The 26,109-nt window shown below is 71.4% G+C and carries 20 protein-coding genes; 2 read left to right on the plus strand and 18 right to left on the minus strand.

Translation table 11 applies throughout. The features are described from left to right. Positions 1–17: 17 nt before the first annotated feature. The 5 genes from ilvC to ACZ63I_RS09105 form a co-directional block, all read right to left on the minus strand. A complete protein-coding gene (ilvC, locus tag ACZ63I_RS09085) occupies positions 18–1,016 on the minus strand; it encodes a ketol-acid reductoisomerase (protein WP_041984059.1) in 999 nt (332 codons plus the stop codon). Between the two features lie 129 nt (positions 1,017–1,145). Beyond that, positions 1,146–1,673, minus strand: coding sequence for an acetolactate synthase small subunit (gene ilvN, locus ACZ63I_RS09090; protein ID WP_041984060.1), 528 nt, complete (start codon positions 1,671–1,673; stop codon positions 1,146–1,148). A 34-nt stretch (positions 1,674–1,707) separates the two neighbouring features. Beyond that, positions 1,708–3,570: an acetolactate synthase large subunit gene (locus ACZ63I_RS09095; RefSeq protein WP_469336825.1), complete on the minus strand. Its 1,863-nt coding sequence runs from the start codon at positions 3,568–3,570 to the stop codon at positions 1,708–1,710. 210 nt (positions 3,571–3,780) lie between these two features. After that, positions 3,781–6,687, minus strand: a complete 2,907-nt coding sequence (locus ACZ63I_RS09100; RefSeq protein WP_469337060.1) for a putative bifunctional diguanylate cyclase/phosphodiesterase — start codon at positions 6,685–6,687, stop codon at positions 3,781–3,783. A 206-nt stretch (positions 6,688–6,893) separates the two neighbouring features. Continuing rightward, on the minus strand, positions 6,894–7,832 hold the full coding sequence (locus ACZ63I_RS09105) for a 2-hydroxyacid dehydrogenase (RefSeq protein ID WP_469336827.1): 939 nt from the start codon (positions 7,830–7,832) through the stop codon (positions 6,894–6,896). Between the two features lie 128 nt (positions 7,833–7,960). Between ACZ63I_RS09105 and ACZ63I_RS09110 the strand changes: the two genes are divergently transcribed. Further along, positions 7,961–9,124, plus strand: a complete 1,164-nt coding sequence (locus ACZ63I_RS09110; RefSeq protein ID WP_469336829.1) for a PQQ-dependent sugar dehydrogenase — start codon at positions 7,961–7,963, stop codon at positions 9,122–9,124. Between the two features lie 36 nt (positions 9,125–9,160). Then, a complete protein-coding gene (locus tag ACZ63I_RS09115) occupies positions 9,161–9,388 on the plus strand; it encodes a DUF6191 domain-containing protein (RefSeq protein ID WP_469337062.1) in 228 nt (75 codons plus the stop codon). A 4-nt stretch (positions 9,389–9,392) separates the two neighbouring features. Here ACZ63I_RS09115 and ACZ63I_RS09120 read toward each other — a convergent pair whose 3' ends face one another. The 13 genes from ACZ63I_RS09120 to ACZ63I_RS09180 all read right to left on the minus strand — a co-directional run bounded on the left by ACZ63I_RS09120 (position 9,393) and on the right by ACZ63I_RS09180 (position 26,048). Then, positions 9,393–12,401, minus strand: coding sequence for a helix-turn-helix transcriptional regulator (locus ACZ63I_RS09120; protein ID WP_469337064.1), 3,009 nt, complete (start codon positions 12,399–12,401; stop codon positions 9,393–9,395). 66 nt (positions 12,402–12,467) lie between these two features. Continuing rightward, the gene (locus ACZ63I_RS09125; RefSeq protein ID WP_469336831.1) at positions 12,468–12,632 is read right to left on the minus strand and encodes a hypothetical protein; all 165 of its coding nucleotides are present in this window, start codon (positions 12,630–12,632) and stop codon (positions 12,468–12,470) included. 209 nt (positions 12,633–12,841) lie between these two features. Then, positions 12,842–13,462, minus strand: a complete 621-nt coding sequence (locus ACZ63I_RS09130) for a hypothetical protein (RefSeq protein ID WP_469336833.1) — start codon at positions 13,460–13,462, stop codon at positions 12,842–12,844. A gap of 35 nt (positions 13,463–13,497) precedes the next feature. Further along, on the minus strand, positions 13,498–14,058 hold the full coding sequence (locus ACZ63I_RS09135) for a GNAT family N-acetyltransferase (RefSeq protein ID WP_469336835.1): 561 nt from the start codon (positions 14,056–14,058) through the stop codon (positions 13,498–13,500). Positions 14,059–14,175: 117 nt separating this feature from the next. Continuing rightward, entirely contained in the window at positions 14,176–16,314 is a 2,139-nt protein-coding gene (locus ACZ63I_RS09140; protein ID WP_469336837.1) for a phosphocholine-specific phospholipase C, read from the minus strand. A gap of 115 nt (positions 16,315–16,429) precedes the next feature. Further along, positions 16,430–16,894 carry a universal stress protein gene (locus tag ACZ63I_RS09145; protein WP_469336839.1) on the minus strand — a complete coding sequence of 155 codons (465 nt, stop codon included), beginning with the start codon at positions 16,892–16,894 and terminating at the stop codon, positions 16,430–16,432. A gap of 165 nt (positions 16,895–17,059) precedes the next feature. Beyond that, positions 17,060–18,487 carry a ricin-type beta-trefoil lectin domain protein gene (locus ACZ63I_RS09150; RefSeq protein ID WP_469336841.1) on the minus strand — a complete coding sequence of 476 codons (1,428 nt, stop codon included), beginning with the start codon at positions 18,485–18,487 and terminating at the stop codon, positions 17,060–17,062. Positions 18,488–18,721: 234 nt separating this feature from the next. Next, positions 18,722–19,978 (minus strand): arsenic transporter, encoded by a 1,257-nt coding sequence (locus tag ACZ63I_RS09155; RefSeq protein WP_469336843.1) that lies wholly within the window; start codon positions 19,976–19,978, stop codon positions 18,722–18,724. 114 nt (positions 19,979–20,092) lie between these two features. Beyond that, a complete protein-coding gene (gatB, locus tag ACZ63I_RS09160) occupies positions 20,093–21,601 on the minus strand; it encodes an Asp-tRNA(Asn)/Glu-tRNA(Gln) amidotransferase subunit GatB (protein WP_469336845.1) in 1,509 nt (502 codons plus the stop codon). Between the two features lie 84 nt (positions 21,602–21,685). Next, positions 21,686–21,928: a hypothetical protein gene (locus ACZ63I_RS09165; RefSeq protein ID WP_041984087.1), complete on the minus strand. Its 243-nt coding sequence runs from the start codon at positions 21,926–21,928 to the stop codon at positions 21,686–21,688. Further along, complete coding sequence (gene gatA / locus ACZ63I_RS09170) at positions 21,925–23,430, minus strand: Asp-tRNA(Asn)/Glu-tRNA(Gln) amidotransferase subunit GatA (RefSeq protein WP_469336847.1); 1,506 nt, start codon at positions 23,428–23,430, stop codon at positions 21,925–21,927. The genes ACZ63I_RS09165 and gatA overlap by 4 nt, the downstream gene beginning before the upstream one ends. 5 nt (positions 23,431–23,435) lie before the next feature. After that, the gene (gene gatC / locus ACZ63I_RS09175; RefSeq protein ID WP_040025077.1) at positions 23,436–23,732 is read right to left on the minus strand and encodes an Asp-tRNA(Asn)/Glu-tRNA(Gln) amidotransferase subunit GatC; all 297 of its coding nucleotides are present in this window, start codon (positions 23,730–23,732) and stop codon (positions 23,436–23,438) included. A 195-nt stretch (positions 23,733–23,927) separates the two neighbouring features. Further along, positions 23,928–26,048 carry a putative bifunctional diguanylate cyclase/phosphodiesterase gene (locus tag ACZ63I_RS09180; protein WP_469336849.1) on the minus strand — a complete coding sequence of 707 codons (2,121 nt, stop codon included), beginning with the start codon at positions 26,046–26,048 and terminating at the stop codon, positions 23,928–23,930. Between the last annotated feature and the right edge of the window lie 61 nt (positions 26,049–26,109).

The following is a 26,109-nucleotide window of genomic DNA, read 5'->3' on the forward strand; positions in this document are numbered from 1 at the left end:
GGGCGCCGCTCGTATGGTTACGCCTCTTCGTCGACCCAGCTCATGAGCTTGCGCAGCTCCGCGCCTGTGGTCGCCAGCAGGCTCTCGCTGTCGGCCTTCTTGTACTCGTTGTACTTCTTCAGACCGCCGTGGTACTCGTCCATCCAGTTCTTGGCGAACGAGCCGTCCTGGATCTCGGCGAGGATCTTCTTCATCTCGGCCTTGGTGCCGTCGTTGATGATCCGCGGGCCGCTCACGTAGTCGCCCCACTCGGCGGTCTCCGAGATGGACCAGCGCATCTTCTCCAGGCCGCCCTCGTACATGAGGTCCACGATCAGCTTCAGCTCGTGGAGGCACTCGAAGTACGCGATCTCCGGCTGGTAGCCGGCCTCGGTCAGCGTCTCGAAGCCCGCCTTGACCAGCGCGGCGGTGCCGCCGCAGAGCACGGCCTGCTCACCGAACAGGTCGGTCTCGGTCTCCTCGGTGAAGGTCGTCTTGATGACGCCGGCGCGGGTGCCGCCGATACCCTTCGCGTAGCTGAGGGTCAGCGGGAACGCCTTGCCCGAGGCGTCCTGCTCGACGGCCGCGATACACGGCACGCCGCGGCCTTCCTCGTACTGCCTGCGGACGAGGTGACCCGGGCCCTTGGGCGCGACCATGCAGACGTCGACATTGGCCGGCGGCTTGATGAAGCCGTAGCGGATGTTGAGGCCGTGGCCGAAGAACAGCGCGTCGCCGTCCTTCAGATGGTCCTTGATGGACTTCTCGTAGATCTCGCCCTGCAGCGGGTCGGGGACGAGGATCATGATCACGTCGGCCTCTTCGGCCGCTTCCTCGACCGAGACCACGCGCAGGCCCTGCTCCTCGGCCTTCGCCTTGGACTTGGAGCCCTCGTGCAGCCCGACGCGGACGTCGACACCGGAGTCGCGCAGCGACAGCGCGTGGGCGTGGCCCTGGCTGCCGTAGCCGATGACCGCGACCTTGCGGTTCTGGATGAGGGACAGGTCTGCGTCGTCGTCGTAGAACAGCTCGGCCACTGGGTCTTCTCCTTGAAGTGCTGGTGTTACGTCCACCGTACGGCGGAGTGGGGATGGGCGGGTTCAGGGTCTCGGCATACGAGAGGGTGCGGAAGCGGCCGCGCGGCGCGCGGGGTTACGCGGCGCGGGTCACGCGCTGCGGTCGAGGGCCCGCAGGCTGCGGTCCGTGATGGACCGCGCCCCGCGCCCTATGGCGATCGTCCCGGACTGGACGAGCTCCTTGACGCCGTACTGCTCCAGCATCTTGAGCATCGCGTCGAGCTTGTCGCTCGATCCGGTGGCCTCGATCGTGACGGCGTCGGGTGAGACGTCGACGGTCTTGGCGCGGAAGAGCTGGACGATCTCGACGATCTGGGAGCGGGTCTCGCTGTCGGCGCGCACCTTCACCAGGACGAGCTCGCGCTGGATCGCGGCGCCCGGCTCGAGTTCGACGATCTTCAGGACGTTGACGAGCTTGTTGAGCTGTTTCGTCACCTGCTCGAGCGGCAGGTCCTCGACATTGACCACGATGGTGATGCGGGAGATGTCGGGGTGTTCGGTGACGCCGACGGCGAGTGAGTCGATGTTGAAGCCGCGGCGGGAGAACAGGGCGGCGATCCGGGCGAGGATGCCGGGCGTGTTCTCCACGAGGACGGAGAGTGTGTGCTTGGTGGACATGTGTCGGTCTCGCTGTCTCTCTCGGGCTCTCGGCTCAGTCGTCTTGGTTGTCGCCGAAGTCGGGGCGGACGCCCAGGGCGGCCATGACCTCGTCGTTGGAGGTGCCCGCGGCGACCATCGGCCAGACCTGCGCGTCCTCGTGGACGATGAAGTCGATGACGACGGGGCGGTCGTTGATGGAGTTGGCCTTGGCGATCACCGCGTCCAGCTCGTCCGGGGACTCGCAGCGCATGGCGACACAGCCCATGGCCTCGGAGAGCTTCACGAAGTCCGGGACGCGGGTGCCCGAGCTGGGGCCTTCGGCACCCGTGCTCTGGTGCAGCACGGTGTTGGAGTACCGCTCGTTGTAGAAGAGCGTCTGCCACTGGCGGACCATGCCGAGCGCGCCGTTGTTGATGATCGCGACCTTGATCGGGATGTTGTTGAGCGCGCAGGTGGTCAGTTCCTGATTGGTCATCTGGAAGCAGCCGTCGCCGTCGATCGCCCAGACCATCCGGTCCGGCTGGCCCGCCTTGGCGCCCATGGCGGCCGGGATCGCGTAGCCCATCGTGCCCGCGCCACCGGAGTTGAGCCAGGTGGCGGGCTTCTCGTAGTCGATGAAGTGGGCGGCCCACATCTGGTGCTGGCCGACGCCGGCGGCGAAGATCGTGTCGTCGTCGGCGAGTTGGCCGATGCGCTGGATGACCTGCTGCGGCGACAGGCTGCCGTCGGCCGGCTGGTCGTAGCCGAGCGGGTAGGTCTCGCGCCAGCGGTTGAGGTCCTTCCACCAGGACGCGTAGCCGGAGGACGCGGCCTCGCCGACGGTGCCCTCGGTGTGCTCGGCCTGGACCGCCTGGACCAGGTCGGCGAGGACCTCGCGGGCGTCGCCGACGATCGGCACGTCGGCCGTGCGGTTCTTGCCGATCTCCGCGGGGTCGATGTCGGCGTGGACGACCTTGGCGTGCGGGGCGAAGCTGTCCAGCCTGCCGGTGACGCGGTCGTCGAAACGGGCTCCGAGGGCGATGATCAGATCGGCCTTCTGCAGCGCGGTGACGGCGGTGACCGCACCGTGCATGCCCGGCATTCCCACGTGCAGCGGGTGGCTGTCGGGGAACGCTCCCAGCGCCATCAGGGTGGTGGTGACGGGCGCCCGGGTGAGTTCGGCGAGCACCTTCAGCTCGGCGGTGGCACCGGACTTGATGACGCCGCCGCCGACGTACAGCACCGGGCGCTTGGCCTGGCTGATCAGCTTGGCGGCCTCCCGGATCTGCTTGGCGTGCGGCTTGGTCACCGGACGGTAGCCGGGCAGCTCCAGGACGGGCGGCCAACTGAAGGTCGTACGGGCCTGGAGCGCGTCCTTGGCGATGTCGACCAGGACGGGTCCCGGGCGGCCGGTCGAGGCGATGTGGAAGGCTTCCGCGATCGTGCGCGGGATGTCCTCCGCCTTGGTGACCAGGAAGTTGTGCTTGGTGATCGGCATCGTGATGCCGCAGATGTCGGCTTCCTGGAAGGCGTCGGTGCCGATCGCCTTGCTGGCCACCTGACCGGTGATCGCGACCATCGGCACGGAGTCCATGTGCGCGTCGGCGATCGGGGTGACGAGGTTGGTCGCGCCGGGTCCCGAGGTGGCGATGCAGACGCCGACCTTGCCGGTGGCCTGCGCGTACCCCTCGGCGGCGTGTCCCGCGCCCTGCTCGTGCCGGACGAGGATGTGGCGGACCCGGGTCGAGTCCATCATCGGGTCGTAGGCGGGGAGGATCGCGCCGCCGGGGATACCGAATACCGTGTCGGCCCCCACTTCCTCAAGAGAACGGATGAGGGACTGCGCGCCCGTCACGTGCTCGACTGTGCTGGACGACGGTCCGCCGTTTCGGGCCCGCGGCTGCGGATGGTGGGCCCCGGTGGCCTGCTCGGTCATCGGCATTCTCTTCTCGAAGCTGAGGGTTTTTGCGAGGGTTTCAGATGTGTCGGTGCAACAAAAAACCCCTCGTGCCGTGAGGCAAGCGAGGGGAGCGCGTCGGGGTGGTCCGCAGAGCCGGTTCGGGGCTCCGCTTCAGCCGACGCGCTGTCCAAGTACGAGAATTCGGGTGCGCATGGCCATGACCCTCCCTCCGGCGCGCCACAACTGTCAAGTGGGTGGGACTGGCGTCTCATTATTTGAACGGCTCGACGGCAGCGGGACCCGGTCGGAGGGCCGGGGCACCCGGTCGGACGCGAGCGTCCTGGCCTGCCGTACGGGCAGTGCGCCGCTGGTCAGCACGTTGCCGGGCAGTGCGTTACCGGTCAGGACGGGTACGGGGGTGGCGCCGGGCAGCGGGTAGACGCCGCGCATGAGGGCGCGGCGCAGCCGGTGTTCGTCGAGCGGGCCGCAGAAGGCCATGCCCTGGCCGTGGGTGCAGCCCATGGCGCGCAGGGCCACGACCTGCTCGGGTAAGTCGACCCCCTCGGCCACCGACTCGATGCCGAGGTCGCAGGCGATCCTGAGCAGCCCTGCGGTGATCTTGTGCAGCCGGACGGACTCCACGACGCCCTCGACCAGGCCGCGGTCGAGTTTCAGCACGTCGACGGGGAGTCTGCGCAGGGCGTTTATCGCCGCGTAGCCGCTGCCGAAGCCGTCGAGGGCGATCCGTACGCCGAGCCGGCGCAGCGCGGCCAGCCGGTGCTCCAGCTCGTCCAGGGAGCTGCGCGGGTCGCTGTCGGCCAGCTCGATCATCAGGGCCCCCGAGGGCAGCTTGTGGCGCGTCAGCAGGGTCTCGATGGAGCCGAGGGGCATGGACCTGTCGAGCAGCTTGCGGGCCGGGAGGCGGACGGCCACGGGTGCGCGATGGCCGGTCCTGGCGCGGTCCGCCGCCTGTTCGACGGCTTCTTCGAGGAGCCAGCGGCCGAGTTCGGCGGTGCGGTCGCCCTCGTCGGCGGTGCGCAGGAACTCGGCGGGGGTGAAGAGGATGCCCTGGGCGGAGCGCCAGCGGGCCTGGGCGGCGACGGCGGAGACCCGGCCGGTGGTGAGGTTGACCACCGGCTGGTGGAGCAGGGCGAATTCGCCGTCGCGCAGGGCGGTGCGCAGCCGGGCGGCGAGCTGGGTCCTGCGGACCACGTCGGCCTGCATCTGGGGCGCGTACAGCTCGACGCGGTCCTTGCCCGCCGCCTTGGCGCGGTACATGGCGAGGTCGGCGTTGCGCATGAGGTCGGTGGGGGTGATGCCGGGCTCGGCGAAGGCGACGCCGATGGAGGCGGCGACCCGTACGTCGTTGCCGTCGATGCGGTAGGGCTGGGAGAGCCCCAGCCGCAGCCGGTCGGCGATCTCATGGACCTGGTACTCGCGGGCCCGCTGGTCGGAGGTGCCGTCGCCGAGGACGAGCGCGGCGAACTCGTCGCCGCCGAGCCTGGCGGCCGTGTCGCCGGAGCGTACGGACTCCTGGAGCCGCCGGGCGGCGTGGATGAGCAGTTCGTCGCCGACCTGGTGGCCGAGGCGGTCGTTGACGCCCTTGAAGCCGTCGAGGTCGATGAAGAGCACGGCTGTGCCCGGGTCGGTGGCGCGGCGCCCGCCGAGCGCCTGGCGTACCCGCTCGGTGAACAGCGCGCGGTTGGGCAGGTCGGTGAGCGGGTCGTGCTCCGCGTTGTGCTGCAACTGGGCCTGGAGGCGGACCCGTTCCGTCACGTCGCGGCTGTTGAAGATCAGCCCGCCCTGGTGGCGGTTGACGGTGGACTCGACGTTGAGCCAGTCCCCGCTGCCCGACCGGAAGCGGCATTCGATCCGGGTCGTCGGCTCCTCGGCCGGCGGGGTGGCCAGGAACCGGCGCACTTCGTGGACGACCTGGCCGAGATCGTCGGGATGGATGATCGAGGACAGCTCGGAGCCCACGAGGTCGTCCGCCTCGCGTCCGTAGACACCGGCCGCCGCCGGGCTGACGTAGCGCAGGGTGCCGGAGGGTTCGGCGATCATGATGACGTCGCTCGACCCCTGGACCAGCGATCTGAAGTGGTTCTCCTTCTGGGCCAGTTCCTGGGTGAGCGCGATGTTGTCGACGAGCATGATGCCCTGCCGGACGACGAGGGCGAGCACGACCGTGCAGCCGGTGAGGACGACCACGCGGTCGACCCTGCGGCCCTCGATCACGTTGTAGAGGATCCCCAACGTGCAGACGGCGGCGGCGAGATACGGCGTGAGGGCGGCGAGCGAGCCGGCCACCGGGCGGCCGACATGGCGGAGCTGGCGGGTGTGCGCGGGGATCTCCGGCAGCCGGCGTACGCCCCAGGGCGCGTAGGCGAGCAGGAGTGATCCCGCGAACCAGCCGGCGTCGAGGAGCTGGCCCGAGCGGTAGCTGGCGCGCAGCAGCGGCGAGGTGAACAGGGCGTCGCACAGCACCGTCAGCGCCAGGGCGGCGATCGCCGTGTTGACCGCCGAGCGGCTGCCGGTGGCCCGCCGGAAGTGCAGCGCGAGCACCATGCTGACCAGGACGATGTCGAGCAGCGGGTACGCGAGGGACAGGGCGGCCTGGGCGACGCTCTCCCCGTCGAAGTGCGCGGTGTGCGCGAGGGCGAGGCTCCAGGAGAGGGTGAGCAGCGAGCCGCCGATGAGCCAGGAGTCGAGCGCGAGGCAGACCCAACCGGCCTTGGTGACGGGCCGTTTGGCGAGGACGAGCAGTCCGACGATGGCGGGCGGCGCGAAGCAGAGGAAGAACAGGTCGGCGAGGGAGAGGCTGGGCACCTGCTCGCCGAGCACGACCTCGTACCAGCCCCAGACCGCGTTGCCGCCGGCCGCCATCAGCGAGGAGAACGAGAACAGCAGCCAGGCGGGCCGGAAGCGGCTGTCCCTGCCGCGCGCGTAGAGGAGGCAGGAGACCGAGGCGATCAGCGCCGCGATGCTCAGGCCGAAGTCGCCCATGAACAGGGCCACTTCGGGCGAGCCCCAGCCGAGGGCGGCGCCGGTGGCGTACCCCCCGCAGATCAGGGCGAGGCAGAGCTGTGCGAGCACTCCTGTCGTCCCGCCGCCGGAGACCGGCGGCCGGGCCAGGAGCACCCCCTCGGCGCTCACCGGGGTGTCCGAGGCCGCCATCGGCGGCCCTGTCGCGTCGGATCGTTGGTCCATCGGCCGTGCATCGCCCGTCGCCCCCTCGGATTCGAACCGCTCCCTCGCGCTGCCCCACCGTGGTGCAGCCCCCAGATCGGGACGATACACCAGACTCGTCACTCAGGGACATAGTTCTTCTACTCTCCGTGACCAGCAGGGGCGTTGTGGGTTCACCCCGTCGTGAGGACCACGTTCCGCACTTCTTCCCCGGCTGCGAAGCGGGTGAGTTGGGCGGCGAGCAGCCGCTTGGCGCGCGGCAGGAACGCCGAGGTCGAGCCGCCGACGTGCGGGCTGACAAGGACACCCGGAGCATGCCAGAGCGGGTGGCCCGGCGGCAGCGGTTCGGGATCTGTGACGTCCAGGGCAGCGGTGATCCGGCCACTTTCCACTTCGGCGACGAGGGCGTCGGTGTCGGCGACGGGGCCGCGCGCGACGTTCACGAAGAGCGCGCCGTCCTTCATGGCCGCCAGGAATCCGGCGTCCGCGAGGCCCTTCGTCTCTGCGGTGAGCGGGGTCGAGACGATCACCACGTCGGCGCCGGGGAGCAGTTCGGGCAGTTCGGTGAACGCGTGGATCTCGCCGCGCTCCGTGGTGCGCGCGGAGCGCGCGACGCGCACCACGCGCGCGCACTCGAACGGCGCGAGCCGGTCCTCGATCGCCGCGCCGATCGACCCGTAGCCGACGATGAGGACGGACTTGTCGGCGAGTGCCGGGTAGAAGCCGGAGCGCCACTCCTCCTGGCGCTGCCCTTCGACGAAGCGGGGGATGCCGCGCAGCGAGGCGAGGACGAGCGCGAGGGTGAGTTCGGCGGTGCTGGCCTCGTGGACGCCCTTGGCGTTGCAGAGCAGGACGCCGGGGCGCAGTCCGGAGAGTCCGGGCGTGACATGGTCGACGCCCGCGGAGAGGGTCTGCACGACGCGTACGGACTTCATGTCGGCCATCGGCCGCAGCGTGACGTCCATCGGCTTCATGTAGGGGACGACGTAGAAGGCGCAGTCGGCTGGGGCCGCGGGGTAGTCGTCACCGCCGTCCCAGAAGCGGTAGGTGAGGCCGCCGGGGAGTCCTGCCACCTCGTCGGCCTGGAAGGGAAGCCATATCTCGGGGGTCATGGTCACGAGGCTATGCGACACCGCCGAAGGTGCCCATCGCGGATTCTTCCCGTGTACGGGGGAACCCGGGACGCGGCGGCGGTGTAAGAACTGACGTGGGTGACGTAACCGTCGAAGGGATCAGGACAGTGCGACGTTCAGCAGTGACGGCGGGACTGGCCGCTGCCGCGCTTCTCGTGGTCACGGGATGCTCCTCGGACGACGGCCCCGCGCCGGGCGGCGGCCGGAGCGCGCCGTCGGCTCCCGCGGCCTCCTCCGCGCCGGCCGACGTGGCGCCGAGCGCCTCGCTCCCGCCGGCGAAGGGCACGGTGCGGGTGGTGTCCACGCTCGCCGAGGGGCTCAAGTCGCCGTGGGGGCTCGCGGAGCTGCCCGAGGGCGATCTGCTCGTCTCGTCGCGTGACGAGGGGACGATCACCCGGGTCGACGCGGAGAGCGGCAAGAAGACCGTGATCGGCTCGGTGCCCGGGGTCGCCCCGGCGGGCGAGGGCGGTCTGCTGGGGATCGCCCTGTCCCCCGCGTACGCCTCGGACCACCTGGTCTACGCGTTCTTCACGACCGAGTCGGACAACCGCATCGCGCGCATGCTCTACGACGAGAAGAAGCCGGCCGACGAGCAGTTGGGATCGCCGGACACGATTCTGCGCGGCATCCCGAAGGGGAACATCCACAACGGCGGCAGGATCGCCTTCGGCCCGGACAAGATGCTGTACGCGGGTACGGGTGAGACGGGCGACCGCGGGCTCGGCCAGGATCTGAAGTCCCTGGCGGGCAAGATCCTGCGGATGACGCCGGACGGGCAGCCGGCTCCCGGCAATCCCTATCCGAACTCGCTCGTCTACTCGCCGGGGCACCGCAACGTGCAGGGTCTGGCCTGGGACGCGGACAACCGGCTGTGGGCCTCCGAATTCGGCCAGGACACCTGGGACGAGCTGAATCTGATCGAGCCGGGGAAGAACTACGGCTGGCCGGTGGTCGAGGGCAAGGCGCACAAGGCCGGCTATGTGGACCCGGTGGTCCAGTGGCGGACGAGCGAGGCGTCACCGAGCGGGATCGCCTACGCGGAGGGTTCCATCTGGATGGCCGGGCTGCGCGGCGAGCGGCTGTGGCGGATCCCGCTCGACGGCCGGGAATCCGAAGCGCCCGCCCAAGCGTTCCTGAAGGGTAAGTACGGCCGCCTGCGCACGGTGCTCTCGGCCGGCGGCGACAAGGTGTGGCTGGTGACCAGCGAGACGGACACCCGCGGCACCCCGCAACCCGGTGACGACAAGATCCTTCAACTGAAGGTCTCGTAGCCGGGTGCGGCGAGAGGTGGGCTGTCCGTGTTCAACATGATCGAGAATCTCTTCGCGCCTGGGCGCAAACACACCCACGAGGAGCAGAAGCGGCTGGAGCTGAGCCGGGTCGACGTCGAGGACGGCGACCCGGGGCGCGGGCCGACAGACCTCGCGTCGGGGAAGGTGACGATACGGGCGAAGCCGCAGCCGGAGCCCGAGGCCGGGGCGCGGCCTGAGCCCGGTGCGGAGCCGGAAGCCGGCCCGCACAGCGGCTCGGAGTAGCGGCTCAGGTGTAGAGACCGAGCCGGTGCGCCGTGGCCGCCGCTTCCGTGCGGCCCGAGACGCCCAGCTTGGCCAGGATGTTCGAGACGTGCACGCTGGCGGTCTTCGGTGAGATGTACAGCTCCTCGGCGATCCGGCGGTTGCTCAGCCCGTCCGTGACCAGGCGCAGCACATCCCGCTCGCGCGGCGTGAGCCCGAGCGCCTTCGCGGGCTCGGCCTCGGCGGCGGGGGCCTGGCCGGCCGCCCCGTCGAGGGTGATCCGGGCCCGCCCTGCCAGCAGTTCGATCTCCTCGGCCAGCGGACGCGCACCGAGCGCGGCGGCGGCGGCCCGCGCCTGGCCGAGCAGTTCCGTGATGTCCGCGCGGTCGGCGTGCAGGTCGAGCAGGGCCGCGGCCCAGCGGAAGCGGACCAGGGCGAGCTGGTACGGGCGCCGCTGCTCCTCGAAGGCGGCCGCTGCCCGCGCCCAGAGCGTGGGGTCGGTGCTCCCCGCGGCGCGGGCGAGTTCCGCGTCGAGCAGCAGTCCGTAGGCGTGCCAGATCGGTACGTACGTGGGCAGCCGCTTGGCCTGCTGCCCGATGACGTCCAGGATGTCGGCGCGCTCGGCGTCGGCGGCGGCCAGTCCCCGGGCGTCGGCCTCCATCGCGGCCGCTTCGCACAGGAACGGCAGCGCGTACCGCTGGGTGCCGGGCGCGAAGTCCATGGCCGTCCGGCGGAATTCGGCCCTGGCCTCGTCGAGCTTGCCCAGCCGGGCCGCGACGGTCATCGCGAGCCGGGCGGGGGTGATCAGGTGCTGCGGCTGGGGGTCGTGGGTGCCGAAGAGGTCACGCGCGAGGGCGATCTGCCGCTGCGCCTCGCCGAAGTCGCCCCGGGCGAAGGCCAGTTCGGCGCGGTGCGAGGCGATCATGCCGCTCGCCTTGCGGGACTGGCCGAGCGTCTCCGATGCGTCGAGCGCCGCTGCCGACTCGTCCCAGCGGCCGAGCGAGAAGAGGGACTGGGCCTTGTTGTTCAGGACCCAGGACTCCATGTCGGCGAGCCCGCGGTGGTGGCAGACCTCGATGCCGTGATCGGCCGCCGCCAGCGCCTCCTCGGAGCGGCCCATGCCCTCCAGGGTCGAGGGGAGGTTGATGCTGGCGCGGCTCATGATCGAGACGAAGCCCAGCTCGTCGGCGCGGTCGCGCACCTCGTACATCTCGGCCAGGCCCTCGGCGACGCCGCCCGACTCGGCGGTCAGCCAGCCCCGTACCAGCCGGGCGTGCAGCTCGGTGTGGTCGGCGCCGACCAGCCGCGCGTACTCGACGGCCCGGTCGGCGGCGATCAGGGTGTCGGGTCCGGGCCGGTGCACCGCGCCCCAGCTCGCGACGAAGACCAGCACCTCGGCGTGGACGGCCGACGGCGGCATGCCGCGCACCAGCTCCTGGGCCTGGGCCAGCTCCGCCCAGCCGTCGCCCCGGGTGAGGTCCTGCATGAGCCGGGAGCGCTGCGTCCAGAACCAGGCGGCGCGCAGCGGGTCGTTCTTCCCCTTCAGGACCCGGATGGCCTTCTTCGACAGGGCCAGGGCGCGGTCCCGGTCGCCGCCGAAGCGGGCGGCGACGGTCGCCTCGGCCATCAGGTCCAGATAGTGCAGCGGCGCGGGGCCGGCCGCCTCGCCGTCGGGCACGTAGATCTCGGCGTCGTCCGGCGGCCGGAGTGTGGCCCTGACCTCCTCGGGGGCGCTGTCCCACAGCTCCATCGCCCGCTCCAGCAGCTCCAGTTGCTCGGAGTGCGCGAAGCGCTCCCGTGCCTCGGCCGAGGCACGCAGCACGACGGGGAGGGCCTTCGCCGCGTCATGTGCCTTGTACCAGTAGCTGGCGAGCCGGGTGGTGCGCTCGTCCGCCCTGACGAGGGTGGGGTCGGCCTCCAGCGCCTCGGCGTAGCGGCGGTTGAGCCGGGACAGCTCGCCCGGCAGCAGGTCGTCGCTGACCGCCTCGCGCACCAGCGAGTGCCGGAAGCGGTAGCCGTCGCCGTCCGCCGTCGGCAGCAGGATGTTGGCGCCGACGGCGGCCCGCAGCGCGCCGATCAGCTCGTCCTCGCCGAGCCGCGCGACGGCCAGCAGCAGCGGGTACTCCACGGTCGTGCCGCCTTCGGCGACGATCCTGGTGAGCCGCTGGGCTTCTTCGGGCAGCGTCTCGACCCGGACGAGCAGCAGGTCGCGCAGGGAGTCGCTGAGCCCGCTGAGGCAGCCGTCCGCCATGGAGCAGATCAGCTCCTCGACGAAGAACGCGTTGCCGTCGGAGCGTTCGAAGACCCGGTCGAGCACCTGCGGTTCGGGGTCGGTGCCGAGGATGCCGGTGAGCTGGCGGCGGACCTCGGCGCGGTTGAACCGGGGCAGTTCGACGCGGCGCACGGAGCGCAGCCGGTCCAGTTCGGCGAGGAGCGGGCGCAGCGGGTGGCGGCGGTGGATGTCGTCGGCGCGGTAGGTGGCGATCACGACGAGCCGGCCGCGGCGCAGGGCGCGGAAGAGGTAGGCGAGGAGATGGCGGGTCGAGGTGTCGGCCCAGTGCAGGTCCTCCAGGACCAGGACGACGGTGCGGTCGGCGGCGAGCCGCTCCAGCAGCCGGGCCGTCAGCTCGAAGAGCCGGGCGGTGCCGTCCTCGCCGAGGGTGCCGCCGCGCGACTGGCCCAGCTCGGGCAGGATCCGGGCCAGCTCTTCCTCCTGGCCCTCGGCGGCTGCCGCCAGTTCGTCGGGCAGCCGGCGGCGCAGCGAGCGCAGGGCGGTGGAGAACGGGGCGAACGGCAGCCCCTCGGCGCCGATCTCGACGCAGCCGCCGACCGCGACGACGGCGCCCTGGTCGCAGGCCGTCCCGAGCGCTTCCTCCACCAGCCGCGTCTTGCCGACCCCCGCCTCACCGCCGATGAGCAGCGCCTGCGGCTCGCCCGCGGTGGCGCGGGCGAGCGCTTGGGTGAGCACGGTCAGTTCATCGGTCCTGCCGACGAACACCGGGCTGACTGACCTGGTCTCCACAGGGCCGAGCATCGCACAGGCGTCCGGTGCTGCGGCACCGGTTATCGGCGCTGGACTCATCGCGGCACCCGGCCGGGATCAGGCGGCGCGGTCGAAGAGGTGGTGCAGGGATCTCACCCCGCCCCCCGCTTCGTCCTCGACGGGCTGCCGGCGGGCCTTGCGCACCTGCTTGGCGAGCCGGCGCAGGTCGGCCTCGTGGATGAGCTGGGCGTGCCGGATCTTCTGGAGCTCGTACTCCAACATGGTGGTCTCCCCTGGTACGAAGGTGTATCGGCGTCTTCCGATGCCTCTACCTTCGTCTCCCAGGGGGGTCCGCCACATCGGGAGAAGGCCGCATCCTCGACGGCTCGCGGCGCCTTAGTCGAGCGGGTCGTGCCGTACGTACGGTCTAAGGCCCCCGCAGGGAAGCGCGGAAGCCTTAGTTCCTGTCGGGCGGCCCGCTTGGCCGGTCCTCAGCCGGCGGGCGGCGCCGACGGGGTGGCCGGGGTCGCGGGGGCGCTCGGCAGGGAGGCGAAGATGTCGAAGTACATGCCGATCGAGACCAGGACGCCGATGGCGCCGAGGACGATCGCCGCGACAGCGACAGGGCGTACCCAGGTGCCGCGCTGCGGCAGGACCAGCACGACCACGGCGATGAGCACAGCGATCAGCGCGACTATGCCGTTGACCAGCGCGGTGGAGTGCCAGCCGTCGCCGTACAACTCGGAGATCTGCTTGGCGGTGGTGGAGGACTGCGACGTGTGCAACTGGCCGACCAGCGTCTCGCGCTCGGCGAGCACCCGGCCGGTCCAGGTGCCGGTCAGCGCCACGATGCCGAGGGCGGCGGCGACGATCGCGGCCACGGCGGCGCCGAGGCCTGACGAGGTGCGCGCGGCGGGCTCCGCCAGCTCGTCGTCGTCAGCGTCGTCCAGCTCGTCGCCCGCCGGCTCGTCGCCCGCCAGGTCGTCGCGTGGCGCGTCGTCCGCGGGTACGGGCGCCGCTTCGGCGCCCGTACCGACGACCTCGGGCTCGCGCTCGTCGGCTGCCTCCGGCGACTGCGGTCCCGAGGTCTCTGTCTTAGGTGTGGGGTTCATACGGCGCACGCTAGGGGCAGCGTCTGAGAGCTTTCTTAACGAGCTGTGCGGGGCTGCGCACGCCACTCGTCGGGGAGGACCGACCAGACCTCCATGTCCTGCCGCTCGCCCCGGTGCGGGTAGGACGAGCGCAGCACGCCCTCCTTGCGCATACCGAGCCGCTGGGCGACCCGGATGCTGGCGGTGTTGGCCGTCGACGCGTGCCACTCGACGCGCCGCATGCCGCGCTCGTCGAAGGCCCAGTCGATGATCACCCGGGCGGCCCGGGTGATCAGTCCGCTCCCGGTGCCCGCGGGCTCCAGCCAGCAGCCGACCTCGCAGTTGCCCGATGCGGCGTCGAACGCGGGGAAGAGCACCCCGCCGACGAGCGTGCCGTCGCGCCAGATGCCGTAGATGCGCCCGCTGTCGGTCGCCTGCTTCTCGGCGTACGACGTGAGCAGCGCGCGGGCGGACACCAGGTCGGTGGCGGCCTGGGCGAGCTTGATGTGCACGTCGACGATGTCCCGCGCGCGGTCCATGTGGGCGAGGAACTCCTCGGCCTGCCACGGCTCCAGGGGGCGCAGCTCGGCCCCGTCACCCAGCGGTCTCGCGAACATCCGGCTCCCCCGTCGTCACCCGCGCGTGCGCCGTCGCACGCTGTGCGGTGATCCTCGCATCCCCGCGCGGGGCGGCGGGCACCCACCCCCGTACGGCCTGTGGCGGCGCGCGGCGGTTCAGCCGGAGACGCTGGCGCGGCCGTTCTCGATGTGTCCCATCAGCCGGCGGCGGAAGCCGTCGGCTGCGGTGATCTCGATGTCGTACCAGCCGTGCGCGTCGGCCGCCGAGTGGACGATGTTGCGGCTGCGGCCCGGCTTGACCGTGATCTGCCGGGTCCAGCCGTGCAGGTCCGCCTCGTCCACGTAGCCGAGGGGGCGTACGAAGAAGGTGACCGCGCGCTCTCCCCTGTTGTGCAGGGTGAGCTGCAGATCGCGGTCGTGGTGGTCGACGGCCGACGACACCTCGGCGCCCTCGGCCGCCGCGCCGGCGAATTCGCGGCGGAAGCCGTTGGGGCCGGTGATCGTGAAGCGGTAGCCGCCGTCACCGCGGGAGCCGGTAAGGGGCACCGTCCACTGCGCGGTGCCCCGTACGTCGCGGTGCTGGGGCGTCGCGAACTCACCGGCGTACGGGTAGAGCGCGAAGTGCGCGCTGGCGCGCCCCGAGTTGCTGAGCGTGACCTCGAAGCCGCGGCCCTTGACCCGGCCGTACGCGTCGGGCTGGTACGGCAGCGGCCTCGCGGGCCGCGCGCCGCTCTCCTGGACGGGCATCCGCTGGTCGGCCGGCGGCACGGGCTGCCAGCGCCCGCTGAACGCGGGAATCTCGCCCGGCTGCTCGGTGCCCGGCTGCGGCCTGACGTGCTGGAAGTCGAAGGCGGACGTCAGATCGCCGGTGACGGTGCGCCGCCAGGGGGTGATGTCGGGTGCGGCCACGCCGGTCCACTTCTCCAGGAAGCGCAGCACGGAGGTGTGGTCGAAGACCTGCGAGCAGACATGGCCGCCGACGCTCCAGGGCGAGACGACCAGCATCGGCACCCGCATGCCGAGCCCGGTGGGCAGCCCCTGCCAGTGCTCGTCGGCCGCGTCGGCGGGCGGCACGGGCGGCGGCACGTGGTCGAAGAAGCCGTCGTTCTCGTCGTAGTTGATCAGTACGACGGTGTGCCGCCAGACGTCCGGATGCGCGCCGAGCGCGTCGAGGACCTTGTAGACGAGCGAGGCGCTGGCGACGGGCGACGACTCGCCGGGGTGCTCGGAGTCGACGGCCGAGGGGACCAGGTACGACACCTCGGGCAGCGTGCCCGCCGCGACGTCGGCCCGGAAGGCGTCGGCCAGGGTGCCGGGCTCCACGCGGCGCAGTCCGCGCTCGAACAGCGAGCGCTCGTGGCCGGTCAGTGTGGCGGCGCCGGCCTCCAGCGCGTCGAGCAGCCGCTGCCGCTCGCCCGCGTCGTCGGTGCCGCGCACGGCTGCGTAGAAGGCCTCCATGTAGGTGAAGCCGGCGGCGCCGGGCACCCCGGCCAGCGCGCGGGCCGGGGCGAGCGCCTTGCGGGCGATGTTCTTGAAGGTGGTGAAGAACTCGATGTTGTTGTCGGTGAAGTTCTCCCACTCCGTGTACGTCTGCCAGGTGCGGCCCGCCTTCTCCAGCCGCTCCGGGTAGGTCGGCCACGGGTAGCCGGGGTGGGTCGCCTCGTCGTACGCGTCGTTGCCGACGGCCCGCCGCCCGTCGGCCTCGTACCCGGTCCAGCCGCTCCACAGGTGGTTGCGGTTGGGGCTCGTCGAGGAGTGGATGGAGGAGTGGTAGGCGTCGCAGACGGTGAAGGTGTCGGCCAGCTCGTAGTGGAGGGGCAGGTCGCGCCGGTCGTAGTACGCCATCGTGGCGGGCGACTTGGCGGCGGTCCAGCCGTCCATCCAGCCGCCGTTCCACGCCTTGCCGCCGCCCTCCCAGGAGTGGTCGAGCCCGCCGATGTACTGCAGCTCCTGCCGCTGCGCGAGCGCGGCCTCCCGGATGGAGAAGGGCAGTACGGTGCCGGGCGTCCCCGCGGTGGCGGCCGGCTGTTCGAAGACGGGCTTGCCGGAGGGCAGCTCGACGGCGTTGCGGTCACCGAAGCCGCGGACCCCGCGCAGGGTGCCGAAGTAGTGGTCGAACGACCGGTTCTCCTGCATCAGGACGACGACGTGTCTGATGGCCCCCATGCCCCCGTCGGCGGGCTCCGCCGCCATCGCGGCCTGCAAGGACGGCGGCAGCAGCGACCCGGTGGCGGCTGCGCCCAGCGCGCCCGTGCCGAGGGCGAGCATTTTCCTGCGGGACATCTCCGGTGACATGCCCGGCCTCCATGGGGGTGAGTGCATCGGCGGGGACCGTACGCACGGTAGCGGGGCCGGATGGCAGGGACGCGGCTCCGGAACGTCCGCGAGATGAACGTGGCCGGTGGAAGCGTTACGGCTGGTCGGCGGGCCACACGAGCAGCACGGGGCAGGGCGCGTGGTCGACCACGAACCGTGACGCGCGGCCCAGGCTGTGCGGTCCCGGCCGGTGCGGATCGCCGTCCCTGGCGCAGATCAGCAGGTCGGCGTCGGCAGCGGCGGCGACGACCTCGCGTTCCACGTCCCCGTGGTGGTCGAGGAGTTCGCAGGGCCTGCCGAGCCGGTGCGCCGCCGCTTCGAGCAGGTCGGCGGCTGCCGCGCCGCTGAGGGCCGCGAGCCGGCCGCCGGGGTCGCGCTCGGGGGTGTGGCCGCGGCCGAGCAGTCCGGCGTACGCGTGGTGCGCGGCTGCGGCCACGTCGTCGTCGCTCACGTGCAGGATCACCACGTCGTCGTGCGGGGCCCGGTCGCGGGCGGCGTCGACGCACGCCGTCCAGGTCGCTTCGGTGATCCAGACCAGCACGGTCGTACGGTCGTTCATGGGGGGGGGCCTCCCGTCGGATGCGGAGTGCCCACAGTGCCACGGGCGGGCCCGCCGGTCCGGTGTCCTGACGCGCGTGTGGCGGCCCCGGCGGATGTCTTCCCGCCGGGGCCGCCACCGTACGCGGACGGTCGTCCACCCGTCAGTCGTCCGGCCGACCGGCCGTCAGGCCGGCAGGTGCCACTGCTGGTTCGAGCCGCCGAAGCACTGCCAGATCTGCAGCCGCGTCAGGTTGGCCGTGCTGTTGTCCGTGACGTCCAGGCACTTGCCGGAGCCGGAGTTCACGAGGGTGTTGCCGGTGCCCTTGGTCCACTTCTGCGCCGCTGTGCCGTTGCAGTCGTAGATCTGGACCTTGCTGCCGTCGGCCGTGCCGGCGGACGCGACGTCCAGGCACTTGCCGAGCGCGCGCACGGTGCCGTCCGAGCCGACCGTCCACGTCTGGGCGTTGGAGCCGTTGCAGTCGTAGAGCTGGACGGCTGTGCCGTTGGCGCTGGAGGCCGCGTTCACGTCGACGCACTTGCCGCCGAGGCCGGTGATCGGTCCCGTGCCGCCGGTGGGGGGCGGTGTGGTGCCGCCGCCGCCCGTGACCCCGTTCATGATGCTGGAGAACTGCCAGGCGCTCTGCGAGGTGCCGCTGCACACGTCGGAGAGCTGGCCGTTGCTGGAGCACGCCTTGTCCCGGCCGAGCGCCCAGAAGGACAGCTCCTGGATGCCCTTGGACTTGGCGAAGGCGGTGAGGGTGTTGGCGTTCGCCGTGGAGAAGACCTCGGACTGGGTGTCGTTGACCCCGATCATCGGGGTGTTGCCCTCCATCGCCCAGAGCTGCGCGTCGGTCTTGGTCGTCCAGATCCTGCCGAGCTGCGCGTGCAGGGCCGTCGCCGCGTCGGTGGCCGCCTTGCCCATGTCCATCGGCGAGCCGTAGTCCATCGTCATCAGGTTGACGAGGTTGACGGTGAGGTTGTTGTTCTTGGCGTTGGTGAGCAGGTCGAGCTGGTCCTGCGGCAGCCCCGAGGGGTCGGTGGCCAGCGTGTACTGCACGTCCAACTTCTTGCCCGCCGACGCGTACTCCTGCTGGAGCTGGGCGAGGGCCTTGTTGCGGCGGTCGTTGGCCGCGTCGTCGGCGACGGTCCCGCCCTCGATGTCGAAGTCGACCCGGGTCAGGTTGAGCGCGTCGATGACCTTCTTGTACTGGGTCTTCAGCGCGGCGACCGACGAGCAGGAGGCGCCGACCTCGGTGCCGGAGGCGCCGCCGAAGGAGACGATGACGTCGCCGCCGGCCGCGCGCAGCGAGTTGACCGCCGAGGTCCAGCCCGCGTCGGTGACCTCGGTGTCGCCGTTGAACTTGGCGTTGCAGCCGCCGGCGTCGATGACGAACGCGAGCGTGAAGTACTTGAGCCCGGTGGCGTTGCGGGCGTTGGTCAGCGCCTGGGGCGATGCCCAGGTCTCCGCGTAGGGGGCGGCGTACTGGGCGGGGAAGCCCGGTCCCGGGTTGGCCGCGGCGCTGGCGCTGCTGCCGGTGGCGACGACCGCGGTGGCGGCCATGGCGAGCACGGCGGGCGCGACGGCCAAGGCTCTCTTACAGGCTTTGAACACAGGAACACTCCTGTCATGGGCGCATCAAATGCACAGATGTGGGGGTGAAGCGCAGGCAGATGCCCGTGGAGCGGGGTGTTGCGGCGAAGGCAGCGAGGAGAACGCGACCTGCTTGTTCATATGGCGGAACGAAGCTTGTCCACATGAACCCGCCGACGCTGAAAGGTAGTAAAGGACTAGACCAACGTCGCGGTCAATCCCCTGCGCACGTTTACTTGTTGGACGGTTAAGAAATCAACTTCCGATGACCTTCAGCGCCGCCCAGAGCGCCGCCGTGGAGACGGCGAGCGTGGCGGGAACGGTCACCAGACCCAGCCGGGTGAACTGGCCGAGCTTCGGCGCCGTGTCGTGTTCGTGCAGGATGCGCCGCCACAGCAGGGTCGCGAGCGAGCCCACGTACGTCAGGTTCGGGCCGAGGTTGACGCCGATCAGCGCGGCGAGCACCGGGCCAGGACCCATCGGGCCGGCCACCGGCAGCAGCGCGAGGATCGCGGGCAGGTTGTTGATCGCGTTGGCCAGGACGGCGGCGACGGCGGCGACGGCCAGCAGCGCGGGCAACGAGGAGCCGGCGGGCAGCACATGGCCGATTCCCGTCCCCAGCCCGTTGTCGACGACGGCCTTGACGACCACGCCGAGCGCGATCACGAACAGGCAGAACAGCGGTGAGGCGGCGCGCACCAGACCGGTGACGGTCGTCCGCCGCTGCCGCAGCGCGCGTACGGCCAGGACGAGCGCCCCGGCGAGCGCGGCCCACGCGGGATTGATCCCGGCGAACGAGGTGACGGCGAAGCCGGCCAGCGTCAGCCCCAGCACCACCAGCGTGAACACCGGCAGGTCACGCTCCTCGGCGGCCCGCGGGGCATGCGCGCCTGCCGCCAGGTCGGTGGCGAACCAGCGGCGGAAGACGGCGTACTCGACGGCGATCGCCGCCAGCCACGGCACCGCCATCAGCGCGGCGAACCGGGTGAAGGACAGTCCGCTCGCGGTGAACGCCAGCAGATTGGTCAGGTTGGAGACCGGCAGCAGCAGGGACGCGGAGTTGGCGAGATGCGTGCAGGCGTAGACATGCGGCCGGGGGCGGGCGCCGACCCGGGCGGCGGTCGCGAACACCACCGGCGTGAGCAGCACGACCGTCGCGTCCAGGCTCAGTACGGCGGTGGTGACGGCGGCGACGGCGAACACCCCGCCGAGCAGCCGCTGCGGCCGGCCGCCGCAGGCCCGCGCGACGAGATCACCGGCAGCCGAGAACAGCCCCTCCTCGTCGCAGAGCTGGGACACCACCAGCACGGCGGCGAGGAACCCCACCACGGGCAGCAGGGTGCGGGTCTGCTCCCAGGCGTCGGCGGGCGACACGGCGCCGAACGCGATGAGCAGCGCCCCTGCCGGTACGGCGGCGACGGCTTCCGGCCATCCCCGGGGCCGTACGACGGCGAAGGCCAGCACCCCGAGCAGCAGCCCGACGGAGACGATTTCGGCGGTGACGGTGTTCACGAACTCTCCGAGGGACGGTCAGGCTCTCCGGGGGACGGCCAGGCGCGCCGGGACGGCCAGGGGCGGCGCACCACGCGGTGCGCCGCCCCTACTGTCGCCCACCGACCGGTGAGGTCAGCCCTCGACTCCCAGCTTCTGCAGAATCAGCTCGCGCACCCGCGCGGCGTCCGCCTGTCCTCTGGTGGCCTTCATGACGGCGCCGACGAGCGCGCCGGCCGCCGCGACCTTGCCGCCGCGGATCTTGTCGGCGACGGCCGCGTTGCCCGCGATGGCCTCGTCCACGGCCGCGCCGAGCGCGCCGTCGTCGGAGACGACCTTGAGACCGCGCTTCTCGACGACGGTGTCCGGGTCGCCCTCACCGGCGAGCACCCCGTCGATCACCTGGCGGGCCAGCTTGTCGTTGAGATCGCCGGAAGCGACCAGCGTGGCCACCCGGGCGACCTGCTCCGGGGTGATCGGCAGCTCGCCGAGGTCCCGGCCCGTCTCGTTGGCGTTGCGGGCCAGCTCGCCCATCCACCACTTGCGGGCCTGGTCGGCAGGGGCGCCCGCGTCGATCGTGGCGACGATCGGGTCGATGGCGCCGGCGTTGAGGATCGACTGCATGTCGTGCTCGGAGACGCCCCACTCCTCGCGCAGCCGGGTGCGGCGCACCCGCGGCAGCTCGGGCAGCCCGGCGCGCAGCTCCTCGACCCAGGTGCGGGCCGGTGCGACCGGCACCAGGTCGGGCTCGGGGAAGTACCGGTAGTCCTCGGCCTCTTCCTTGATCCGGCCGGACGTCGTGGAGCCGTCCTCCTCGTGGAAGTGCCGGGTCTCCTGCAGGATCGTGCCGCCGGAGTTCAGCACGGCGGCGTGCCGCTGGATCTCGAAGCGCGCGGCGCGCTCGACGCTGCGCAGCGAGTTGACGTTCTTCGTCTCGGAGCGGGTGCCGAACTTCTCCCGGCCGTGCGGACGCAGCGACAGGTTCACGTCGCACCGCATCTGGCCCATCTCCATCCGGGCATCGGAGACGCCGAGCGCCTTGATCAGCTCCCGCAGCTCGGCGACGTACGCCTTGGCGACCTCGGGGGCGCGCTCACCGGCGCCCTCGATGGGCTTGGTGACGATCTCGATGAGCGGGATCCCGGCGCGGTTGTAGTCGAGCAGCGAGTGCGAGGCGCCGTGGATACGCCCGGTGGCACCGCCGACATGCAGCGACTTGCCGGTGTCCTCCTCCATGTGGGCGCGCTCGATCTGCACCCGGAAGGTCTCGCCGTCGTCGAGCTGGACGTCGAGGTAGCCGTTGAAGGCGATCGGCTCGTCGTACTGGGAGGTCTGGAAGTTCTTCGGCATGTCCGGGTAGAAGTAGTTCTTCCGCGCGAACCGGCACCACTCGGCGATCTCGCAGTTCAGCGCGAGCCCGATCTTGACGGCCGACTCCACCCCGATCTCGTTGACGACCGGCAGCGCGCCGGGCATACCGAGACAGGTGGGACAGGTCTGCGAGTTGGGCTCGGCACCCAGCTCGGTCGAACAGCCGCAGAACATCTTGGTCCTGGTGCCGAGCTCGACATGGACCTCAAGGCCCATGACGGGGTCGTAGGTCGCAAGGGCCTCCTCGTACGGCACCAGGTCGATGACGCTCACAGGAAACACAACTCCTTCATCGCTACTCACATCGGGGAGGTGCGCCGGGCACCCGCGCTGCGGCGGGCGCCCGGCGCGGTCGGCTCAGCCGAACAGGACGTCGTCGTCGCCGATGCGCTTCAGCTCGCGGTAGAGGATCGCGAGTCCGGTGACGATCGAGACGGCCGAGACCGCCGCGTCGACCAGCCGGAGCTTGTCGTCCTCGGTGCGGGCTCTCTTGACCTGCTTGATGACGCTGAGCGCGCCGAAAGCAGTCGTGGCCATCGACAGATAGGTCCCTGACTTGGACTTTTTGAAGCCCTTGGCCTTGCTCAGTGCACTACTCATAGTGACGGTGCCTCCTCCAGCAGCGGGTGTCCCCACCTTTCCACGAAGGCCGCCTCGACAGCGGCTCCGACCCTGTACAGCCGGTCGTCCTTCATGGCGGGGGCGATGATCTGCAGTCCGACCGGCAGTCCGTCCTCCGGGGCGAGCCCGCAGGGCAGGGACATGGCGGCGTTGCCCGCCAGGTTGGTCGGAATGGTGCACAGGTCCGCGAGATACATCGCCATCGGGTCGTCGGCGCGCTCGCCGATCGGGAAGGCGGTGGTCGGGGTCGTCGGGGAGACGATCACGTCGACCTGCTCGAACGCCTTCTCGAAGTCCCGGGTGATCAGCGTGCGGACCTTCTGCGCCGAGCCGTAGTACGCGTCGTAGTAGCCGGAGCTGAGCGCGTACGTGCCGAGCATGATGCGGCGCTTGACCTCGTCGCCGAAGCCCGCCTCACGGGTCAGGGCCGTGACGTCCTCGGCCGAGCGCGTGCCGTCGTCGCCGACCCGCAGCCCGTAGCGCATGGCGTCGAACCTGGCGAGGTTGGACGAGCACTCGGACGGCGCGATCAGGTAGTACGCCGAAAGGGCCAGGTCGAAGGAGGGGCAGTCGAGCGGGACGATCGTGGCGCCCAGCTCGCTCAGCAGCTCGACCGACTCGTTGAACCGCTGGACGACGCCGGCCTGGTAGCCCTCGCCGGCGAACTGCTTGACGACGCCGACGCGCATCCCGGCCACCGAGCCGTTGCGCGCCGCCTCGACGACCGGCGGGACCGGCGCGTCGATGGAGGTCGAGTCGAGCGGGTCGTGCCCCGCGATGGCCTCGTGCAGCAGCGCCGCGTCCAGGACCGTACGGGCGCAGGGCCCGCCCTGGTCGAGCGAGGAGGAGAACGCGACCATGCCGTAGCGGGAGACCCCGCCGTACGTCGGCTTGACGCCGACGGTGCCGGTGACGGCGGCCGGCTGGCGGATGGAGCCGCCGGTGTCCGTGCCGATGGCCAGCGGCGCCTGGTACGAGGCGAGCGAGGCGGACGAGCCGCCGCCCGAGCCGCCGGGGATCCGGGTGAGGTCCCAGGGGTTGCCGGTGGGGCCGTACGCGCTGTTCTCCGTCGACGACCCCATGGCGAACTCGTCCATGTTGGTCTTGCCGAGGATCACGACCCCGGCGGCCTTGAGCCGCTTGGTGACCGTCGCGTCGTACGGCGGGATCCAGCCTTCGAGGATCTTCGAGCCGACGGTGGTCGGGATGCCCTCGGTGGTGAAGATGTCCTTGAGCGCGAGCGGCACGCCGGCCAGCGGGCCCAGCTCCTCGCCCGCCGCCCGCTTCGCGTCCACGGCGCGCGCCTGCGCCAGCGCGCCCTCGCGGTCGACGTGCAGGAAGGCGTGGACCTTCTCGTCGACCGCTTCGATCCTGGCCAGATGGGCCTCGGTGACCTCGACGGCCGTGAGATCGCCCGCGGCGATCCTCGCCGCGATCTCGGCGGCGGTGAGCGTGATGATGTCCGACTTGATGTCCGTCATGGCTGTTAGTCCTCCCCCAGGATCTGCGGCACCTTGAAACGCTGCTGCTCCTGGGCAGGGGCGCCGGAGAGCGCCTGCGCGGGGGTGAGCGACGGGCGGACCTCGTCCGCGCGCATGACGTTGGTCAGCGGCAGCGGGTGGGAGGTCGGCGGTACGTCTTGGTCGGCTACCTCGGATACGCGGGCGACCGCGCCGATGATGTCGTCGAGCTGGCCGGCGAAGTGTTCAAGCTCTTCGTCCTGCAGCTCCAGACGCGCCAGCCGGGCGAGGTGGGCGACCTCCTCGCGCGTGATGCCAGGCATGCAACGATCCTCAAGGGTGAGTGTGGCGGGTGTACGGATACGGATACGGCGACGGAAGGAACGGGAGACCCGCCCAATCCTATGGGGCGCGCGCACCTGCCCGCGAAACGCTTTGTCCCGTACGGGTACGGGACCGGTCGACGCCCGCCCGCTGTACGGTCTTTTGGTAGCTTCCGGAGGCTTTCGTCCAGACCGCTACTGGACCACCGGGCCCGGCAGCTCGCGGCGCCTCGCCGCCTCCAGCTCCGCCGGGCGGCGCCAGCCGCGCTCTCCCCTGGCCCGCAGCCACGCCGTCGTCTCGTGCGGCGGCATCGCGGCCGCCACCAGCCAGCCCTGGACCGCGTCGCAGCCGAGGTCGCGCAGCCGCTCCCAGGTCTCGTCGTCCTCGACGCCCTCGGCCACGACCACCAGGCCGAGCGAATGCGCCAGGTCCACCGTGCAGCGGACGATCTCCGCGTCCTCGTTGTCGACGGCGAGCTTGGCCACGAACGACCGGTCGATCTTCAGCTCGCTCACCGGCAGCCGGCGCAGATGCACCAGGGACGAGTAGCCCGTGCCGAAGTCGTCCAGGGACATCTTCACCCCGTGCCCGGTCAGCCCCGCGAGGGTGTCGGCGGCCCGCTGCGGGTCCTCCAGCAGCACATGCTCGGTGATCTCCAACTGGAGCGCGGCCGGCGGTACGCCGTGCCGGGCCAGCCGCGCCGCCACGGCGCCCGCGAAGCCCGGTGTGTGCACGTCGCGCGGGGACACGTTGACCGCGACCGGCACCATCAGGCCCTGCGCCCGCCAGCGGGCGACCTGGGCGAGCGCGGTCTCCAGCACGTACTCGGTGAGGTACGGCATGAGCCCGGACGACTCGGCGATGGCGATGAACTCGTCGGGCGGGACCTGGCCGCGCTCCGGGTGCACCCAGCGCACCAGCGCCTCAAGTCCGGCCACCTGGCCGTCGAAGCGGACCTTCGGCTGGTAGTGCAGCTCCACCTCGCCCGCGTCCAGCGCGCGCCGCAGATCGCCCAGCAGCCCCAGCCGGTCGGGGGTGTTGGAGTCCCGCTTGACCTCGTAGACCTCGACTCCGGTACGGTCCCGCTTCGCCTGGTACATCGCGACGTCGGCGCGGCGCAGCAAGCCTTCGGCGTCCAGCGCGTGTTCGGGGTAGACGGCGACGCCCGCGCTGGCCTCCAGGACCAGGGTGAGGCCGTCGAGGTCGAGCTGCGAGGAGAGTTCGGCGACGAGATGGCGGGCGACGCGCTGCGCGCTCGTGGTCGAGTCGCAGGTCGGCAGGAGGACGGCGAACTCGTCGCCGCCGAGCCGCGCGGCCTCCGCGCCGCGCGGCAGGGCGAGTTTGAGCCGGTCGGCGATCTGCAACAGCAGCCGGTCGCCCGCGAGATGGCCGAGCGTGTCGTTGACCGAGCGGAACCGGTCGAGGTCGATCAGGACCAGGGCCGAGCGGGCGCCGATGGACTCGGCGTGCTCCAGCGCCGACCAGGTGCGCTCCAGCAGCCACTGCCGGTTGGGCAGTCCGGTGAGCGGGTCGCGCAACTGCTCCTCGGCGCGCGCCCTGGCGATCCAGAGCGTGGAGTCGAGGGCGATCAGCGGTATGGCGAAGAGCGGCAGCAGGACCGGGGTCGACACGGCGACGACGCATATCAGCGGGGCTATGCCGAGCAGCGCGACGGCGATGAGCCCCTGCCGCAGCAGGGCCGTACGGGCGACGGTCGGCAGTCCCGCGCCCTGCGGCGCCAGCGCGTACCACAACAGCAGCCGGGTGACGAGGAGATGGGCCGCGGCGGCGAGGACGATCTCCGGTACGGCGCCGATGCCCCAGTCGAGCGGCTGCCAGGGCGCCTCGACGGTGGGCACGTCGCCGAAGAGCAGCAGGACGAGGGCGGCGGCGCCGATGCCGACGATGTCCGCCGCTCCGTGCAGCACGCCCTGGCGCCAGCGGTGTTTGCGGCAGACGCCGACGAGGACGACGACGGCGAAGCTGACGAGTCCGGCCGGCACCCAGCCGTACAGCAGCAGGACCGCGAGGGTGAGGGCGGCGCCGGAGCCGGTGCCGCCCCACCAGCGGTCGCGGCCGAGGGCGACGAGATGGCCGACGATGACCGCGGTGAGCACCGCGATGGCCCAGCCCGTCCCGCCGCCGGGGAACAGCGCGCGGCCGTCCCGCAGCGCGAGGCCAAGACCGGTCACCAGCGCGACCGCCGCGAGTCCCACCACCAGGACGGGCATCGCGGCCACAAGGGTGGCGACACTCGCAAATCGCGCGAATCCGCGCGGGGGTGGGACCGGGGCGGCGCTCTCGGTCGGTTTCATTCCCGTCCCTCTCACAGCCGGCGGAGCCAGTGCCACGTGATGGCACGTCGTCATGCCATCA

The organism is Streptomyces sp. NPDC087906, from assembly GCF_055584925.1.

What these genes read in the sequence shown, in the direction of transcription:
- ilvN (WP_041984060.1), bottom strand. Translation starts at nt 1,673, where the DNA reads ATGTCCACCAAGCACACACTCTCCGTCCTCGTGGAGAACACGCCCGGC.
- ACZ63I_RS09095 (WP_469336825.1), bottom strand. Translation starts at nt 3,570, where the DNA reads ATGACCGAGCAGGCCACCGGGGCCCACCATCCGCAGCCGCGGGCCCGA.
- ACZ63I_RS09105 (WP_469336827.1), bottom strand. Translation starts at nt 7,832, where the DNA reads ATGACCCCCGAGATATGGCTTCCCTTCCAGGCCGACGAGGTGGCAGGA.
- ACZ63I_RS09115 (WP_469337062.1), top strand. Translation starts at nt 9,161, where the DNA reads ATGATCGAGAATCTCTTCGCGCCTGGGCGCAAACACACCCACGAGGAG.
- ACZ63I_RS09120 (WP_469337064.1), bottom strand. Translation starts at nt 12,401, where the DNA reads ATGCTCGGCCCTGTGGAGACCAGGTCAGTCAGCCCGGTGTTCGTCGGC.
- ACZ63I_RS09125 (WP_469336831.1), bottom strand. Translation starts at nt 12,632, where the DNA reads ATGTTGGAGTACGAGCTCCAGAAGATCCGGCACGCCCAGCTCATCCAC.
- ACZ63I_RS09130 (WP_469336833.1), bottom strand. Translation starts at nt 13,462, where the DNA reads ATGAACCCCACACCTAAGACAGAGACCTCGGGACCGCAGTCGCCGGAG.
- ACZ63I_RS09135 (WP_469336835.1), bottom strand. Translation starts at nt 14,058, where the DNA reads ATGTTCGCGAGACCGCTGGGTGACGGGGCCGAGCTGCGCCCCCTGGAG.
- ACZ63I_RS09140 (WP_469336837.1), bottom strand. Translation starts at nt 16,314, where the DNA reads ATGTCACCGGAGATGTCCCGCAGGAAAATGCTCGCCCTCGGCACGGGC.
- ACZ63I_RS09145 (WP_469336839.1), bottom strand. Translation starts at nt 16,894, where the DNA reads ATGAACGACCGTACGACCGTGCTGGTCTGGATCACCGAAGCGACCTGG.
- ACZ63I_RS09165 (WP_041984087.1), bottom strand. Translation starts at nt 21,928, where the DNA reads ATGAGTAGTGCACTGAGCAAGGCCAAGGGCTTCAAAAAGTCCAAGTCA.
- gatA (WP_469336847.1), bottom strand. Translation starts at nt 23,430, where the DNA reads ATGACGGACATCAAGTCGGACATCATCACGCTCACCGCCGCCGAGATC.
- gatC (WP_040025077.1), bottom strand. Translation starts at nt 23,732, where the DNA reads ATGCCTGGCATCACGCGCGAGGAGGTCGCCCACCTCGCCCGGCTGGCG.
- ACZ63I_RS09180 (WP_469336849.1), bottom strand. Translation starts at nt 26,048, where the DNA reads ATGAAACCGACCGAGAGCGCCGCCCCGGTCCCACCCCCGCGCGGATTC.